The organism is Acidimicrobiales bacterium, assembly GCA_035531755.1.
In the GTDB taxonomy this organism is placed as follows: Bacteria; Actinomycetota; Acidimicrobiia; order Acidimicrobiales; family UBA8190; genus DATKSK01.
Genome location: DATKSK010000010.1, coordinates 1 through 17,324 on the forward strand (window position 1 = coordinate 1; position 17,324 = coordinate 17,324).

The window sequence follows — 17,324 nt, forward strand, 5'->3', positions numbered from 1 at the left end:
GCCCGTGTGCCGCCTCACCGAATCGGACGCAGCCGTCGGGCGGTTCCCGCGCGGCTACCGTGTCGCCGACCACCGTGCCCCATGCTGTCGGGGCGTCGGAAGGCCAATGGTGCGAACGTCGCCCTGAGCCCGGTCCTCGTCGCCCCGCATGCCGGGAGCGCCGGCGCCGTGTCGGGTCAGGCGGTCGAGCGGGCCCGGGACTGCCACGACCCGAGATCGTCGGACGGGAACGGGTCCAGCGCCCGCGCCGAGAGGGGCACGCCGAACAGGTACCCCTGGGCCAGGAAGCACCCGAGGTTCCGGAGCTGGGTGACCTGGGCCTGGCGCTCGACGCCCTCGGCGATCACCGACAGGCCCAGGGAGTCGCCGAGCGCGATGATGGCCCGGACGATGGCGAGGTCGTTCGGCGCATTGAGCTCGAGCTCCTCGACGAAGCTTCGGTCGATCTTCAGCGTCTCGACGGGCAGCCGCTTCAGGTAACTGAGCGAGGAGTAGCCCGTCCCGAAGTCGTCGATCTCCAGATGCAGGCCGACCGATCGCAGGTGGCGCAGCAGCTCGGCGGTGGACTCGTTCTGGCCCATCAGGGTGCTCTCGGTGATCTCGAGCCACAGCTTGTCGGGGTCGAGTCCCGAGTCGACCAACGCCGAGGTGACATGGCGGGGGAAGCCCGGATCGGCGAATTGCCGGGCCGAGACGTTGACCGAGATGTTCAGCCGGGCCTCCTCCTGGCCCGCTGCGTTCCGGCGGGTGTTCCATACCGCCGTCTGACGACAGGCCTCGTGGAGCACCCACTCGCCGAGCTGGACGATCAGCCCGCTCTCCTCGGCGAGCGGGACGAACTCACCGGGGAGCAGGAGCCCACGGGTGGGGTGGCGCCAGCGGACGAGCGCCTCCATGCCGACCATGGTCTCCGTGTGCAGATCGACGCAGGGCTGGTAGTGCAGTTCGAGCTCGTCGCGTTCGAGGGCGCGGTGCAGCTCGTTGGAGATCCGCAGCCGCCGGATCGTCCCCCCCTCCTCCTCGCGGCGGTAGACCTCGATCCGCCCGGACCCGAGCTTCTTGGCGCGGTACATGGCGACGTCCGCGGCACGCAGCAGGTCGGCCCCCTGCCCGGTGCCGCTCTCCGACAGCGCGATGCCGACGCTGGCGGACACGAAGAACTCCGTGTCGTCCAGCAACAGCGGCGTCTGCAAGGCCTCGACAAGGCGCTCGGCGATGTCGTAGGCCTGGCCCTTGTCCTCCACCTCCGACAGCACCGTGAACTCGTCGCCGCCGAAGCGCGCCAACGTGTCGCTGCCCCGCAGTGCGTGGGCCAGGCGACGCGCCACCTGCTGCAGGATGCGGTCGCCGCTGTCGTGCCCGAGGCTGTCGTTGACGAGCTTGAACCGGTCCAGGTCGAGGAACATCACCGCGACCTGGTGGTTGTCGCGCCGGGCGCGGCGCAGGGCCAGCTCCAGGCGGTCCGTGAACAGGACGCGGTTGGGCAGTCCCGTCAGGGAGTCGTGCACGGCCGCGTGCGCCAGCTGTTCTCGCAGGTCTCGCCGTTCGGTGACGTCCTCGAACTGGCTGATCAGGTACAGGGCCTCGCCCTTTTCGTTGTACACGCACGACGCGCTGGCGTCGATCCACAGCTCGTGGCCGTCGGCGTGGGTCACCCGCCGTTCGAGCTGGAAGTCCCGCGCCTCCCCGTCGGCCACCAATTGCATTGCTTCGATCGCCCCCTCGCGGTCGTCGGGGTGGACGAGGTCGAGCACGCTCATGCCCGTGAGCTCGTCGGCGGCGCGGCCGAGGATCCGCCCCAGGGCCGTGTTGGCACGCAGGATCCGCCCCTCGAGGTCGACCGCCGCCATCCCGCTCGGTGCGTTCTCGAAGGCTGATCGCATGCTCTCGTGGGCTTCGCGCGCCGCCTCCTCGGCCGCCTTGCGCGCCGTGATGTCATGGAGGTTGCCGACGAACCCCGACACGTCCTCGTCGTGCAGGCGGTCGGAGATCTTCGTGTCGAACCAGTGCCACTCGCCGGTGGCGTCCCGCATGCGCAACTCGGTCTCGAGGACGGCCGACGGGTCGGCCGTGTCCCCGAAGGCCTCGGGCCACCGCCGGGCGATCTCGACCAGGTCGTCAGGGTGGATGATCTCCTTCAGCGGGACCGGCGTATCCATGGGGTACCCGAGGATCCGCTCGAACGCCGGACTCACGTACAGGGGAAGGCCGTCGAAGTCGCCCACGGCGATGATGTCGCCGGAGTTCTCCACCAGGGTCCGGAAGCGCGCCTCGCGCTGGCGCAGCTCACCCTGGCTCTCCCGCAGGTCGTGCTCGATGCCGTCGCGGTCCCTGATGAAGCGCTCCAGGAGTTTGACGGCGAGGAGGATCCCGACGGCGGAGAGCCCCGCCAGGCCGTTCACATGGTCGGGCTGGATCAGGCTGGGCGCGGTGCCGGTGGCGATCGCCAGCTGGCCCAGGCCGATGTAGACGGCGCTGCAGATGAGCGCCGGTGTGGCGGCCGCGGGGCCCGAGACCTCCATGGCGTCGGCCGCCCCGAAGACGAAGCCGATGGCGAGCACGGGGCCCCAGCCCGTGCTGTAGCTGACCGCGCCGATGACCGCCATCATCACCCCGACCCGGCCGTAGAGGGCCGGGCCGCGGTGCGGCGCGGGCCAGGCCACGGCGGCGAGGATCGCGACGGCCTGCCCCACGAGGACCAGCGCGACGATCACCCAGTAGGGGAGCTGCGCCGTCAGGTGCAGGGCCCGGAACAGGCACATGACGGCGGCCACGGGCGGCCCGGCAAGGACGGAGGGGCTCGTGGTGACGTCCACGAGCCGCGCCCGGATCGAGGGCGGCGTCTCTCCCGGAACGGGAATTTCCTGGTCCACACTGTGAAATCGGCGTGGGCGCCGAATCCCTTGAGGATCCCGGCCCGGGTCCCGGGCCCGGCGGGTCAGCTGTGGACGGCGCCCATCCGGTCGCGGACGGCGCGGGCCGCCTTCTTGGCCTCGTACATGGCCTCGTCGGCCTGGCGGACGAGCTTCATGGGGTCGGTGTCGGAGTCGCACTGCGCCAGGGCGATGCCCACGCTGGCGACGAGCGGGACCACGAAGTCCTGCACGGGGATCGAGCGCTGGGCCACGCTCTGGCGGATCCGCTCCGCCACGGCGTCGCCGTCGCAGCTGTGGTCGTGGCACAGCACGACGAGGAACTCGTCGCCGCCGAGACGGCCGACCACGTCACACTCGCCGGTGGCCTCCATGAGGGCCACGCCGGTGCTGAGGATGGCGGTGTCGCCGACCTCGTGCCCGTAGGTGTCGTTGAGGGGCTTCAGCCCGTCGAGGTCGATGAACAGGACGGCCACGGTCTCGCCCTGGTCGCGGCGCCGGCTCACGTCCGTCGCCAGGTAGTCGAGCACGGCGGAACGGTTGAGCAGGCCGGTCAGCGGGTCGTGGGTGGCCGCCTCGTGCAGCTGCTTGCGCTGGGCCTCGCGCTCGCGGATCCGGGCGGACAGCGTGTCCACCGAGGCCTGCAGTGCCCGACCCGTCCGGCCCGGCAGCGGGGTGAGCATCTCGAGGTGCGACAGGTCTTCGGCCGCCAGGGCGACGGCCTGGGCTTCGACGGCCTTCAGGGTCGACGTCATGTCGTTGAAGGCCGCCGTGGTCGTCACCACCTCCTTGGGCCCGGTCTCGGGCAGGGGCGACACGTCGAAGTCGCCGGTGTGCACCTGGAGCGCCGTGGTGGCCAGCTTCTTGAGCGGCCGGGTGAGCACGCGGCCGGCCGCGATCACGCCGCCCACGCTGACGAGGGCCAGGGCCACCAGGAACAGCAGCTCGCCGACGAACCGGCTGGTGGCGTCGGCGGCCTGGACCAGTGCCGTCTCACGGAGGTCCTGGGACGCCGAGGTCACCAGCTTGTTGAGATCCGCGAGGAAGTGCAGGCCCGGCGCCATGGACTGCCCCGCGAACGTGGTGTTGTCCACGAAGGGCGCCGGCTGCCCGTTCAGGGCCACCGTCAGCCCCTGCTGGATGGTCCCTTCGAAGTGCCGGTCGGCGGGGCTCTGCTGGAGGACGTTCCACGCCGCCGCCGCCCGCGGGCTCAGGTGGCCGGCGAACTCGGTCGTGGCGACGTCGTACTGGCCGGCGGCCTGGATCAGCTCCTGCTTGGCGTCGGCGGGGCCGATGCCCTCGAGCACGAAGATGGCGCCATCGACCTCGTGGCCGCCGGAGAGGAACGCCTCGTACGCCTGGCGCAGCGCCGCCGCGTGCACCTCGAACGATCCGGGCGGCTGCCACGTGGAGATGTCCGCCAGCATGCGGTTGTAGTCCCGGTACCAGAGGTTGTCGACGTCCACCGACATCTTCACCGTGTACGCCCGGGCGTCGGTGAACGAGATGGTGTTGGCGGCCACCTTGGGGATCATCCGCTTCAGGCCGGCCACGTCCGCCCGCAGGATCGGCGTCGACGAGAACGTCGGGAAGCCGGCGATCTTGGCCGTGCCCTCGGCGATCTGGACCCGGTAGGGGACCGCCGGTTTGAGCAGGGTGTCGAGGAGGGGCTCGCTGATGCCGATCTGGGCGGCGTACGACACCGCCAGCATGGGCACCTCGAGCGGGTTCATCTGCGCCCGGGCGGCAGCCACGGTCTGGAGCTGGGCGGCGTCGCGCGCCACGACCTGCGCGTTCTGCCGGTAGGCCCAGCCTCCCGCGGCGCCCGACGCCGTCAGGATGCCCGTGGACAGGATGGGAAGCGCCACCACGAGGACGAGGATGAAGCGCACGCCCGGGCGCCACCGCGGCGCGCCCTCCTTCGGGGCGCGACCGTCGTGGCCGGGCCCCGGTCCGACGACCGGGCCCTCGTCGCCGCGCGGTGTGTCGCCGGCATGCGGGTTCTTACGTGTGCGCACCATGGCTCCGAGAGGTGTCGACATGCGTTGTCACCTTCTTGACCGGGGTCGAATCAGCCCAGGTCAGGGCGCTATGACGCCCGCGCGATCGATGGCGCCGGCCGCTCCGGCAGCACCAGCCGCCCGGGGACGTCGAGCTGGACGCCCATGGGCCGCAGCCGGCCGGGGCGCCCGAGGTAGAAGCCCTGCCCGAACCGGCACCCGAGTCCCCGCAGCGTGCGGTACTCCGCTTCGGTCTCGATCCCTTCAGCCACGATGGCGGCGTCATAGGCGTCGAGGCCGAACGTGAGCATGGCCGACCCGAGGGCACGACGGGCCGGGTCGGCGTCGATCCCCCGGGTCAGCGCGATGTCGAGCTTGATGATGTCGGGCCGGAGGTTGAGGATGTGGCGGAAGCTCGAGAACCCCGCGCCGGCGTCGTCGACGGCGAGCCGGACGCCGTGGGCACGCAATTCCTCGATGGTCGCCTGCAGCGCCCCGTAGTCGTCGACGCTGTCGTGCTCGGTGAGCTCGAGCACGATGCGCTCGGCCGGCGCCCCGGCCACGGCGGCCCGGAACTCCTGGGACATCAACGTGTCCGCTGAGGCGTTGAGCGACAGGTAGAGACCCGGAGGGAGCCGGTTCAGCTGCCCGAGCGCCGAGCGCAGGGCGGCCACCTCGAGCTCGACGCCCAGGCCGCACGCCTTGGCGTCGGCGAACCAGGCGTCGGGCGGGCGGGCGGGCGTCGTCTCGAAGCGTGTCAGCGCCTCGGCCCCCACCACCCCGCCCGAACCCAGGTCGACGATCGGCTGGAAGACGCTCTCGAAGTCCTCGTTGGCCACGGTGACACGTATCAGCTGCTGCCGGTGCTCCCGGAGCCGGGCGGCCTCCTCGACCTCGCGTTCGGCCGGCTCGGTGGGAGAGGTGGATCGCTCGATACCACCATTGGCGCGGTGGCGCGTGCGCGACAGCCGGCGCTTCCTCGCCAGGAAGAGATCACCACCACTGGCTGTTTTGGACGGTGCCATGGGGCGCCTGCTCACGCGTCGGTCCGCTCTTGGTCAGCGGCGCATCGGGACAGAGCCGGGCGCGTGCGGGCCCGGTACGTATCAGTCGGCTCGACCGGCCCGGAGCTTGAGGGCGGGCGGTCCCCGTGCGGTCGACCGGTCCCCCGTGCGGGAATCAGCCGATCGTGATCGCCAGCTGGCGCACCGCCGTGTTCCGGGTGGGGGCCGGGCCCGCCCGGTGATCACCCCCGTGGGCCGCGGCCGGGGACGTGATCGCCGTCACGGCGACGACGGCGCGCCGCAGCCCGGTCACGACCCGATCTCGGCGAGGGCGGGCACGATGCGCTCGCACACCGTCGTCGTGAAGGCCGTCGGGTCGCCGACCGGCACCAGCTCCACCGCGTCGACCCCGAGAGCGGCGTACTCGCCCATCAGGGCGACGAACCCGTCGACGTCGGCGAGGGGGTTGCCGAGGGCCAGGATCGTCCGGTCGATCGTCGCCGGGTCACGCCCCTCGGCGTCACAGTGCCGGGCCAACACGTCGAGCTTGTGGGCGATGTCGGCGGGCGCCGTGGCGAAGAGGTTGCAGGCATCCGCGTAGCGGGCCACGAGCCGCAGCGTCTTGCGCTCGCCGCTCCCCCCGACGAGCACGCGCGGGCGCGGCGAGCTCACCGGCGGCGGCGAGCAGATCGTCTCGGCGAGCCGGTAGTGCCGACCCTCGTAGGGGCCGTCGTCGTCGCTCCACATCTGCAGGCAGATCTGCAGGGTCTCCTCCAGGCGCTCGAAGCGCTCCGCCACCGGCGGGAATGCGACGCCGAGGCCGAGGTGCTCGCGCTCGTACCAGGCGGCGCCGATGCCGAGCTGGGCGCGACCCCCCGAGAGCACGTCGAGGGTAGTGACGGTCTTGGCCAGCAGGCCCGGATGCCGGTATGTCACCCCCGTGACGAGCAGCCCGAGGGTCATCGTGGCGGTGTGACCGGCGAGGAAGCCGAGCGACGTGTAGCCCTCCAGCATCGGGTCCTGGGCGGTCGCCATCATCTCCATCTGGAACCAGTGGTCCATCAAGGTGAACACCGACACGCCGCCGTCCTCGGCGATGCGGGCGGTGGCGGCGAGGGTGGGGCCGAGGGACTCGGGCGCCCCCGGCAGCGTGAAGTTCACGAAATGGATCCCGACGCGCATGGCTCGCCCTCCCGGCCGTGTGGGGCCCGTCTTGCGTGTGGGCCCATCTTGATCGTGGTCGCCCGAGGAGGGAAATCCGGGTGGGCCTCGGCGCGACGCCGGGACCGGTGGCGACGTCACGGTCGATGCGGGCCCTTGCCCGTCGTCGTGGCCGGCCCCGGGGCGCCGGGGTCGCAGGCGATCACCGCCGCCTGTTACGTTCCGCCTGCTCCCGGCGACGGAGCGCAGGCGGGGGGAAGTCATGACGTACGTGCTCATCCACGGGGGCGGCTCGACGGCGCGGTTCTGGGACCGCCTGGTGCCGCATGTCGACGGGCCGGTGCTGGCGGTCGACCTACCGGGCCGCCACGACAGGCCTGCGGACCTGGCGACCCTCACCGTCGACGACGAGGTGTCCTCGGTGCTGGCCGACGTCGCCGCTGCGGTGCCGGCCGGGCCCGTCGTCGTCGTGGCGCATTCGTCGGGGGGGCTCGTCGTGCCCGGCGTCGTGGCCGGACTCGGCGGGCGCGTGGCACACGTCGTGCTCAACGCCGCGCTGGTGCCCGCCGAGGGCGGGTGCGGGCTCGACTGCATGAAGCCCCACCACCGCGACGGCCTCGTGGCGTCGGTCGAGCGGGCCCGGCGCGACGGCACCGCCATCACGTTGCCCGGGCCCCCTGCCGATCCCGAGGCCTTCCGCACCGCCTACGGCGGGGACCCGCTCGACGACGGGTCGCTGGCGTTCATGGTCGACCCGGTACGCTGCGTCCCCGACACCGTGCACCACTACTTCCAGCCGGTCCGGTGGTCCATCGCCCGGGACGTCACCGTCACCTACGTCCTGAACGAGCGCGACCGCCCGATCCCCCCGGCGTTGCAGGAGGAGATGCTCACCCACCTCCCCCGTCCCCCGGAGGTCGTCCGCCTCGCCTGCGGGCACCTGCCCGCGGTGACCGACCCCGCGTCGTTCGCACGGGTCCTTGCCGCCGCCACCGCCGGCCGGGTCTAGCCGCGCTGCGGCAACCGGCGGCGGCACCCCCTCTCCCCGGGCCGGGTGCACGTCCCCGGACCCCAGCCCCTGCCGGAAGCGCCGCATCTGGTGGCCAGGAGGCCCCCCGCCCTTCACGCTCGGTGACCCCCTCCCGTCGCCCTGCGACCGTGCGCGCGCACGTCGACGCGCCGCGGGCACCACACCGCGGCCGTGATGCGCACGCAGTGCGCGCGAGGTACAGCCGTGTCCGTCGCGCGCCGATGACTTCGGGATGCAAGACGAGCGCAGTCGCCACGACGAGTCAGTGCGGCCCGCCGACGTCGCGCCGCCGGGGCGCATCCGGCCACTGGCCTACGCCGTGCCGATGCTGGTCGTGTTCGTCACGACCGTCATCGTGCTGGCGGTGAAGGCCGGCGCCGACGCCGCCATGCTCACCACGCTGTTCGCCGTCACACTGGGCGGCACGGCACTGGGCCTGTGGGGCACCGCCATGGCGGTCCGGGAGATCGACGGCCATCGCGAGCCTGTCGTCGACCGCGGCCTGGCCGAGCAGCCCTCCACACGGTCGTCCTGAGCGCCGGGGGCCCGACACCGGCGCCTCAGCGGGCGCCGGCTGTCACCGCCTGTGCCCAGGTGTAGACGTAGTACGCGGGATTGCCGGTGATCACCGCGAACAGCTCGGTGTCGCTCATCCACGGCGACGCCGCCGGCGGTGCCGCCTCTCCCGCGCCCATCACGAGCGTCGCCCCCCCGAGCTGTGCCGCGTCGAAGCCGAGAATGTTGTCGCGGTGCCCCCAGCACCCGCCCCCGCCGCTTCCGCAGGCCACGTTCCCGGACCCGGGGCCGTCGTCGTACATCCAGCCGTAGTTCGACCCCAGCGCGCCGGCGTTCTCGCCCCAGTTCGACGCCCACCGCAGGATGCCGACCCCGGGGGGGACGGCACCGGGGGACGGGTCGGTGTTGGCCTGCGCGGCGGCCTGGGCGTCCTGGTTGAACTCGCTCACCAACCCGACCGCGGGGGGCAGGCCCCGGTCGACCCGCTCGATGTCGGTCAGGACGAACAGCTGCTCGGCCGGGGTCAGGGTGGCGTAGTCGCCGGGCAGCGTCATGGGCCCGATGCCTTCGGCTGCGCGGGCCGAGTCCGTGGCCTGCAGGGTGGAGGCGACGCACAGGGCGGACATGGCCCCGTCGGCCAGGCAGATGCTCTCGAACTGCGGGCTCGGCGGCAGGCTGGCGGCGGGATTGGCCGGCGGCACGATGCCCACGGTGGGGGCCGCCGGTGGCGGGGAGGGCGTCGGTGGGGCCGGCTTCGGTGGGGCCGGCCGGGGCGCGGCCGGGGCGGGGGCCGGGGCCGTCCGGGGGGTCGGGGCGGCGGCGACGGCCGCGATCGGGGGCGACGGCAGGGTCGTCGGCGTGGGAGGCGGGGGCGGTGCGGGGGCCGTCGTCGTGGTGGTCGACGCGGCCTCTTCCTCGAGGATGCGCCGCATCGCCACCAAGGGCGACTCGGTGCGCGACGCGGTCGAGGTGTGGCCGTCGTGGTGAAGGTGCTTGCTGCCCGCCGCCGCCACCGTCGCGGGCCCCGCCGTCGCCGCCAGGATCGACGCCCCCGGCAGCCCCACCATGAGGCCGAAGCGCGCGATCGTCCGGCTGGCGGGGCGACGGGAAGTGCGTCGCGCCGAGCGGATCTCGTCGGTGTACACGGGTTCGCCGGTCATGGTCCGTTCGGGTCCTACAGGCGGATGACGACCGCGCGGCATCGCGACGCGTGACGGTGGTTCTCGTGCTCCTCCGCTCGCTCTGCCGCCCGGCAAAGCACCCACCACTGACGGTAGTGAGTTCCGCGCGACGGTGCCAGTCATCTCGGCGGACACCCCTGCCACCTGGGGTGGAGGGTGTTTCGCCACGACAACGAGTGGCTCGGCCGGCCCCGCGGACCGCCGCCATGGTGGCCCGGGGCGGGCCGCCCCGGGCACACTGGGGCCGTGGCGGCCAGGACGAGCGCAGGCCTCCTGCTCTACCGGGTGGGCGGGGGCGGGATCGAGGTCATGCTCGTCCACCCGGGCGGGCCGTTCTGGGCGCGCAGGGACGCCGGCGCGTGGTCGGTCCCCAAGGGCGAGTACGCACCGGGCGAGGACCCCAGGGCCTGCGCCGAGCGCGAGTTCGCGGAGGAGCTCGGGCGGCGCGCGCCGGAGGGTCCCCGCACCGACCTCGGAGAGGTCCGCCAGGCCGGCGGCAAGCGGGTGCGCGCCTGGGCGGTGCACGGCGACTTCGACGCCACCGCCGTGACCAGCAACCTGGTCGACGTGGAGTGGCCGCCGCAGTCGGGTGAGCGGCGCACCTTCCCCGAGGTCGACCGGGCCGCCTGGTTCCCGCTCGCCGTGGCCCGCACCAGGCTCCTGGCCGGACAGCTGCCGTTGCTCGACCGGCTCGAGCTCGCCCTGGCATCCCCGGCGGCCGCCCTCGGTGACGGCGGCGGCGGGACTCGCGGCGGCGAGAGCGGCGGCGGACCTGGTTCCTAGGGGATGCCGCCGTCGACGCGCAGCACGGTGCCGGTCGTGAAGCTCGAGGCGTCGCTGGCGAAGTACAGGACCGTCCCGACCACCTCGTCGGGCTGCCCGCCGCGCTGCAGCGCGTGACGCATGGCGCCCTGGGCGAAGGCGTCCATGTCCCACGCCTTGGTCACGTCGGTGAGGAACGGGCCCGCCATGATGCAGTTGACGCGCACCGTCGGGCCCAGCGCGCGGGCGAACCCCACCGTGAGCGTGTTCACCCCGGCCTTGGCGGCGGCGTAGGGGAGGATCTCGGGGGTGGGCCGGACCGAGCCCACGCTGCTGACGTTGATCACCGAGCCGCCGCCGTCGCGGACCATGCGGCTGCCGACCAGCGCCGTCAGGCGGAAGACACCCTTCAGGTTGAGGTTCACCACCTTGTCCCACATGGCCTCGGTCACCTCGGTGACGTCGCCGTAGAGCAGCGACATCCCGGCGTTGTTCACGAGCACGTCCACGCGCCCGAAGGCGTCGTACGCCGCGTCCGCCAGGGACTCGAGCTCGTCCCAGATCCCCACGTTGCACGCCACGGCGAGCGCCCGGCGGCCCATCGCCTCCACGTCGGCGGCTGCCGCCCGGCAGGCGTCGAGCTTGCGGCTGGCGATGACGACGTCGGCGCCCGCGGCGGACAGGCCGAGCACCATGGCTCGCCCGAGCCCCCGGCTCCCGCCCGTCACCAGCGCCACCTTGCCGGTGAGGTCGAAGCGCGCCGCCGGTGATGGCGACGCCGGCGCCGGCGCCGGGCGCGACGTCGGCGTCGGGCGTGACGGCGGTGTCGGCGCCGGGCCCGCCATCACAGCGTGGTGGTGCCGGCGAGCTCGGCGGCGCGCTCGGCCAGGCTGAGCACGACGTCGCCGAACGCCTCCATCTTCGGGTTGTCGGCGCGTCCCTGGACGACGCGCGCGTATCCCGCCTCGAGGACGACGGCGAGCTTGAAGCGGGCCAGGATGACGTAGTAGTCGATCTCGTCCACGGAGCGCCCGCTCGTGCGGGCGTAGTACTCCAGCAGCTCGGCGCGCGACGGCATGCCGGTGTAGTCGACGTAGCTGCCCGCGGTGCGATCCTCGTCGGCGTCGAGCCAGCCCTGTATGACCCAGCCGAGGTCGAGCAGTGGGTCGCCCACCGTGGCCATCTCCCAGTCGACGATGGCGGCCAGGCGCGCCGGGGCGCCGTGGCGGAACATGACGTTGGCGAACTGGTAGTCGCCGTGCATGATCCCCGGCTCGTAGTGACGTGGCCGGTGGGCGCGCAGCCACTGCGCGGCGGCGTCGAGCCCGGGGATGTCGCGGAACTGCACGGCGGACAGGTGGCTCATCCACCGGTCCACCTGGCGCTCGTGGAACCCGTCGGGCCGGCCGAAGCCCTCCAGCCCTTTCGCCCGCCAGTCGACGGTGGCGAGCGTGGCGATGCCGTCGACCAGCTGGAAGGCCAGGCCACGGCGGGCATCGAGGTCCGATTCGAAGGGTGCGGGCCACCCTCCGCCGCCCATCGGCGACCAGCCGTCGACATATTCCATCACGTAGAAGCAGCCGCCCATCACGTCGGGGTCGTCGCACACCGCCAGGGCCCGGGCGTGGGGCACGCCGGTGTCGGCCAGCGCGGCGAGGAGCCGGTACTCGCGCAGCATGGTCTCGTTGCGGCCCTCGGGGACGATGCGCGGCGGCCGCCGCAGCGCCATGCGGTGCTCGCCGCGGCGCAGGTCGAACAGCTCGTTGGAGGCGCCGCCGGTGATGAACGTCGCCTCGAGCGACTCGCCCGCCCCCGGCAGCCCCTGCTCGTCCAGGAAGGCGGCCAGGCGGTCGAGGTCGACGAGTCCCTGTGTGCGGGCCTCGTCGGCGGCGGGCGCCTCGGGGCTCACTGGTTGGCCACCTCGTGCTCGAGGTGCTCGACGAACTTCTCACGCGCCGCGGCCAGCTTCACCGGGAGGTGCTCGGTCGGCCACGCGCCGGGCGCCGCCTTGTAGCGCTTCAGGACCTGGCGGGCGACCGTGACCCGGTGCACCTCGCTCGGCCCGTCGACGAGGCCCATGACCGGCACCATCATCCAGTAGCCGCCGAGGGGGAGCTCGTTGGAGACGCCGAGGGCGCCGTGCACCTGGATCGCCCGCTGGACGATGTCGTGGAGGACCTGGGCGGTGAGCACCTTGATCGCCGCGATGTCGTGGCGGACCTTGCGGTAGTCGCGGTACCGGTCGATCTCCCACGCCACGTACAGCACGAACAGCCGGAACTGCATGAGCTGGGCATAGGAGTCGGCGATGTAGTTCTGCACGCTCTGCTTGTCCGCCAGCAGGCTGCCCTGCGTCTGGCGCGACAGTGCGCGCTCGCACATCATGTCGAGCGCCTTCTGGCACACCCCCACTGTGCGCATGGCGTGGTGGATCCGGCCCCCGCCGAGGCGCGTCTGGGCGATGGCGAACGCCTGCCCCTCGCCACCGAGCAGGCTGTCGGCCGGCACCCGTGCCTCGTCGTAGTGGATGAGCGCGTGCATGCCCTCGTGGCCGTCGCCGAAGTGCTCGCCCATGAGCCCGACATTCCGGACGATCTCGACGCCGGGGGTGTCCGTCGGCACCAGGAACATCGACATCCCCTGGTACGCGCTCACGTCGGGGTCGGTCACGGCCATCACGATGAGGAACGACGACGTCCGGGCGTTCGACGAGAAGAACTTCCATCCGTCGATGACCCACTCGTCCCCGTCGCGCCGGGCGCGGGTCGTGAACCGGGTCGGGTCCGACCCGCCCTGCGGCTCGGTCATCGAGTAGGACGAGAAGATCTCGCCGTCGAGCAGCGGGCGCAGGTAGCGCTCCTTCTGCTCGTCGGTCCCGTAGTGGGCGATGATCTCGGCGTTGCCCGTGTCCGGCGCCTGGCAGCCGAAGATGATCGGCGCCCAGCGCGAGCGCCCGAGGATCTCGTTCATGAGCGAGAGCTTCACCTGGCCGTAACCCTCGCCCCCGAGTTCGGGGCCGAGGTGGCACGCCCACAGCTTCTGCTCCCGCACGGCGTGCTTGAGCGGGTCGACGATCTTCCGGAGCTCGTCGTCGAGCGGATGGAAGGTGCGGTCGCCCCAGAGCAGGTCGAGCGGCTCGACCTCCTCGCGGACGAAGGCGTCCATCCAGTCGAGCTTGGCCTGGAACTCAGGCTCCGTGGAGAAGTCCCAACCCAACGGCCGGCCTCAGCCTTCGCTATCGCCCGAGCCGTACTGCGCCTGGGGGATGGCCCCGCCCGACGCCGCCGGCGGTGGCGCCGCCGGGGCGGGGGGCGACGTGGGGGTGGGCGACGTGGGGGTGGGCATGGTGGCGGTGGGCATGGTGGCGGTGGGGTCGACCACCCCGGTCGACTCCGCCACCGCGGCGTTGGCCGACGTCACCGATACCGCGCCGTGCTCGGCCTCGTGCGCCTGGATCATGCCGACCAGCTCGGCCGCCCTCGCCTCGGCGCCGGCATCGGCACGGCCGACGCGTTGGTGGTAGGAGATGCCGCCCAGTTCCAGGAGCAGGGCGTCGGCCTTGCGCTTGGCCTGCACCTCGGCGAGCTTCGCCTGGCCCGCCTGCCCGGCCTGCTGGGCCTTCTCCGCGAGCTGTGTCGCCTGTGACTTCACCTTGTCCATCAATCCCATGACCGACCTCCTCGTCGGGACACGTCGCGGGACGCGGCTGCGGCGCGACGGTCGGACCCGACTGTAGGCGACGGGCGTCGACGACGATGGGGCGCGGCGCGCGAGCTCCCCGGCCGTGGCCCGGCCGAGGACACCTTCGCACCCATGACCACGACGGTGCCCTCGAGGTCCCGCACCGCCCGGGCTCACACGTCGAGCAATGCCCGTCGACCGTGGGCGTCGAAACGGTCGTCGAGCTCGGCCACGTCGCCGGCGGTGAGCCGCCGGTAGGCGGTGCTGCTCCCCCGGCGCTCCTCGATCGGGCGCCACCACACGGGGTCGGCCGTCTTCCACGACTCGCGCCGCAGGGGACGCTTGTCCACCTTGCCGGTGCCCGTGAGAGGGACGCCGGCCGTGACGCGCACGAATCGCGGCGCCCACTTCGTGCCGAGGTCGGGCTGGGCGGCGAGGAACGAGTCGAAGGCGTCGGGGTCGAATCCGCCCGGGTCGGCGAGCTCGAGCACCGCCATGACCTGGTCCCCGGTCCGGGGGTCGGGCACGGGGAAGACCACGGCGGTCACGACCCCGGGGAACCCGGCCAGGATCCGCTCGACGGGCGCGGCCGCGAAGTTCTCGCCGTCGACTCGCAGCCAGTCGGCCTTGCGCCCGGCGAAGTAGAAGAAGCCCTCGGCGTCGCGGTACCCGAGGTCCCCCGACCAGAACCAGCCGTCCCGGGTGCGCTCGGCGTCGGCCTCGTCGTTGGCGTAGTAGCCCTCGAAGCGCGCCGCCCCGTCGCGGCCCACGATCTCGCCGATGGCGGCCGCCGCGTTGTGCAGCCTGCCCTCGGCGTCGATGTCGGCCGGGGGGCACACCCGCCCGGCGTCGTCCACGATGACGACGTCGGTGCCCGGCGGGGGCTTGCCCATGGCCTGGCGGGGCGTGCCCGGCACGCGCGACATCGAGATGGCTCCCTCGCTCGACCCGTACCCCTCGACAACCGGGCAGCGGAAGCGCCGTTTGAACGTCGAGATGTCGCGCGGCGAGGCGTCGGTCCCGAAGCCGAACCGCAGCGTGTTGTCGGCGTCGTCGTCGGCGGGCGCCGTGGCGAGGACGTACGCCAGAGCCCGGCCCACATAGTTGAAGTAGGTGACGCCGTAGCGCCTGACGTCGGGGAGGAAGCCCGAAGCCGAGAAGCGCCGCCGGAGCACCAGTGTGGCCCCGGCCGCCACCGCCGGGACGACGCAGGTGTTGAGGGCGTTGCCGTGGAACATGGGCATGGCGCAGTACATGACGTCGTCGGGACCGAAGCCCGACCCCGCCGCCATCACGCTCGCCTGCGCCGCCATGCGGCCCTGGCTGACACGGACCGCCTTCGGGGCCCCGGTCGATCCCGACGTGAACAGCAGGAGGTAGAGCGCGTCGGCTCCAGGGAGCGCGCCCGGCGCGCCCGGCACGGCCGGCGCCGCGCCCGGCACGGCCGGCACGGCCGGCACGCCCGGCGGCAGTCCGTCGGCATAGGCCCGGTCGTCGGCGACCAGGACCCGGCCCGGGGCGACGCCGATGTCGAGGCCGTCGAGCAGGGACAGCTGTGCGCTGTCGGTCACGACGAGCTGGCAGTCCGTGTGGCGCACGTCACGGGCCAGCTCCTCGCCCCGACGGGTGGGGTTGATGCCCACGACCGCGGCACCGGCGAGCGCCGCGCCCCCCAGCAGGAAGAGGTACTCCGGGACGTTCTCGAGGAGCACCCCGATGTGGAAGGGCCCGGGGCGCCGCAGCGCCGACAGCATGTGCGCCCGTGCCGTGGACGCGGCCACGATCTGCCGCCAGCTCCACGACTCGTCCTCGAAGCGCAGTCCCGGGTGGTCGTCGTCACGGCGCGACAGGAAGAGCTCGGCCACCGTGGTCACCGGCCCGACGATAGTTTGATGGCCTCCCATGGGGATCTCTCAGCCACGCGACCTCGACGCGCTGCGCCACGGGCTCACCCGGTGGCTGCGCTCCCGGCGGCCCGATGCGCTCGACGTGCGCGTGGCCCCGCTCGAGCAGCCCGCCACCGGCCTGTCGAGCGAGACGCTCTTCCTCGAGGTGGCGTGGGAGCTCGGTGAGCGCGCGGCACCACGCCTCGAGCACACCTCGGCCGTCGTCCGGCTCCCCCCCAACGGCGACGGGCTGTTCCCCACCTACGACCTCGGAATGCAGGGCCGGCTGCAGGCGGTGCTGGCCGGCGCCGGGGTGCCGGCCGTGGCGCCCCTGGCCGTCGAGGAGGACGCCGGGTGGGTGGGCGCACCGTTCCTGCTCATGCCGCGTGTGGCGGGCCGGGTGGTGCAGGCCGAGAAGCCCTATCTGCGCACGGGGTGGCTGGCGGAGGCGACGCCGGCGGGGCAGGCCAAGCTCCACGCCCAGGTCGTCGACGTCCTGGCCCGGGTCCACCGGCTGGACCCGGTGGCACTGGGCTGCGACGCCGTCCTGCCGGCACGGTCGGCCGGGGGTTCGGGAACCGGTCGGCTGGCCGGCGAGGTCGAACACTGGGCCGGCTACCTGGCATGGGCGGGCGAGGGGTCGGCGCCCGCGGTGTTCGAGGAGGGCGTCCGGTGGTGCCGTGCGCACCTCCCCCGCCACGAGCCGCCCCCGTCGCTGCTGTGGGGCGACGTGCAGCTCGGCAACGTCCTCGTGGGCGACGACATGGACATCACCGCCGTCCTCGACTTCGAGATGGCGACGATCGCCCCCGCCGAGGTCGACCTGGCCTGGTTCCTGGTCCTCCACGCCATGGCCGTCGACCGCTGCCGCGGCGACCTCCCCGGGTTCCCCGGGCGCGACGCCACCGTCGCCGCCTACGAGGGCCGGCTGGGGCGTCCCCTTGCCGACCTGCGGTGGTACGAGGCGTTCGCCGCCCTGCGCAGCGGGGCCATCCTCGTCCGGGCCGCGCGCTTGCTGGCTCAGCTCGGGGTCGACGACAGCTGGCTCACGCAGGCGAACCCCACCGTCGACCTGCTGGGCGGGCTCATCGCGGGCTGACAGCGCGCCGGGGTGCGGGCCCCGTGCCGCGGCCGTGATGCTGGCCCCCGGTCGCCACCTGGCACTCCGGGCCGAACAGGCCCTGACCCCGGGCCGGCCCGCCCCGGCAGGTGATGAGCCAGGCTCATTGA

General features: G+C 73.1%; 15 protein-coding genes. 4 read left to right on the forward strand and 11 right to left on the reverse strand.

All coding sequences use genetic code 11. The features are described 5' to 3' along the window. Positions 1-176 precede the first annotated feature (176 nt). The 5 genes from VMV22_02085 to VMV22_02105 form a co-directional block, all read right to left on the reverse strand. The gene (locus VMV22_02085; protein HUY21108.1) at positions 177-2,873 is read right to left on the reverse strand and encodes an EAL domain-containing protein; all 2,697 of its coding nucleotides are present in this window, start codon (positions 2,871-2,873) and stop codon (positions 177-179) included. Positions 2,874-2,938: 65 nt separating this feature from the next. Next, entirely contained in the window at positions 2,939-4,915 is a 1,977-nt protein-coding gene (locus VMV22_02090) for a diguanylate cyclase (protein ID HUY21109.1), read from the reverse strand. Between the two features lie 47 nt (positions 4,916-4,962). Continuing rightward, positions 4,963-5,898, reverse strand: coding sequence for an EAL domain-containing protein (locus VMV22_02095; protein HUY21110.1), 936 nt, complete (start codon positions 5,896-5,898; stop codon positions 4,963-4,965). A gap of 154 nt (positions 5,899-6,052) precedes the next feature. Beyond that, positions 6,053-6,190: a hypothetical protein gene (locus tag VMV22_02100; protein HUY21111.1), complete on the reverse strand. Its 138-nt coding sequence runs from the start codon at positions 6,188-6,190 to the stop codon at positions 6,053-6,055. Next, complete coding sequence (locus tag VMV22_02105; GenBank protein ID HUY21112.1) at positions 6,187-7,059, reverse strand: LLM class F420-dependent oxidoreductase; 873 nt, start codon at positions 7,057-7,059, stop codon at positions 6,187-6,189. Before VMV22_02105 ends, VMV22_02100 begins: the two co-directional genes overlap by 4 nt. A 241-nt stretch (positions 7,060-7,300) precedes the next feature. Between VMV22_02105 and VMV22_02110 the strand changes: the two genes are divergently transcribed. Both VMV22_02110 and VMV22_02115 read left to right on the forward strand, forming a co-directional pair. Then, entirely contained in the window at positions 7,301-8,047 is a 747-nt protein-coding gene (locus VMV22_02110) for an alpha/beta hydrolase (GenBank protein HUY21113.1), read from the forward strand. Positions 8,048-8,300: 253 nt separating this feature from the next. Then, positions 8,301-8,603 carry a hypothetical protein gene (locus VMV22_02115; protein ID HUY21114.1) on the forward strand — a complete coding sequence of 101 codons (303 nt, stop codon included), beginning with the start codon at positions 8,301-8,303 and terminating at the stop codon, positions 8,601-8,603. 25 nt (positions 8,604-8,628) lie between these two features. Here VMV22_02115 and VMV22_02120 read toward each other — a convergent pair whose 3' ends face one another. Beyond that, on the reverse strand, positions 8,629-9,744 hold the full coding sequence (locus tag VMV22_02120) for a hypothetical protein (GenBank protein ID HUY21115.1): 1,116 nt from the start codon (positions 9,742-9,744) through the stop codon (positions 8,629-8,631). A 267-nt stretch (positions 9,745-10,011) separates the two neighbouring features. Between VMV22_02120 and VMV22_02125 the strand changes: the two genes are divergently transcribed. Further along, positions 10,012-10,548, forward strand: coding sequence for an NUDIX domain-containing protein (locus VMV22_02125; GenBank protein HUY21116.1), 537 nt, complete (start codon positions 10,012-10,014; stop codon positions 10,546-10,548). Here the strand turns inward: VMV22_02125 and VMV22_02130 are convergent. From VMV22_02130 to VMV22_02150, 5 genes are all read right to left on the reverse strand, one after another. Further along, the gene (locus VMV22_02130) at positions 10,545-11,372 is read right to left on the reverse strand and encodes a glucose 1-dehydrogenase (GenBank protein HUY21117.1); all 828 of its coding nucleotides are present in this window, start codon (positions 11,370-11,372) and stop codon (positions 10,545-10,547) included. The genes VMV22_02125 and VMV22_02130 overlap by 4 nt on opposite strands. Then, positions 11,372-12,436, reverse strand: a complete 1,065-nt coding sequence (locus VMV22_02135; GenBank protein HUY21118.1) for a phosphotransferase family protein — start codon at positions 12,434-12,436, stop codon at positions 11,372-11,374. The genes VMV22_02130 and VMV22_02135 overlap by 1 nt, the downstream gene beginning before the upstream one ends. After that, a complete protein-coding gene (locus VMV22_02140) occupies positions 12,433-13,743 on the reverse strand; it encodes an acyl-CoA dehydrogenase family protein (GenBank protein ID HUY21119.1) in 1,311 nt (436 codons plus the stop codon). The genes VMV22_02135 and VMV22_02140 overlap by 4 nt, the downstream gene beginning before the upstream one ends. Positions 13,744-13,752: 9 nt before the next feature. Further along, positions 13,753-14,196, reverse strand: coding sequence for a hypothetical protein (locus VMV22_02145; protein ID HUY21120.1), 444 nt, complete (start codon positions 14,194-14,196; stop codon positions 13,753-13,755). A gap of 185 nt (positions 14,197-14,381) precedes the next feature. Next, entirely contained in the window at positions 14,382-16,082 is a 1,701-nt protein-coding gene (locus VMV22_02150) for an AMP-binding protein (GenBank protein ID HUY21121.1), read from the reverse strand. Positions 16,083-16,110: 28 nt separating this feature from the next. Here VMV22_02150 and VMV22_02155 point away from each other — a divergent pair, with 28 nt between their 5' ends. Then, positions 16,111-17,193 (forward strand): phosphotransferase family protein, encoded by a 1,083-nt coding sequence (locus VMV22_02155; GenBank protein ID HUY21122.1) that lies wholly within the window; start codon positions 16,111-16,113, stop codon positions 17,191-17,193. Positions 17,194-17,324 lie beyond the last annotated feature (131 nt).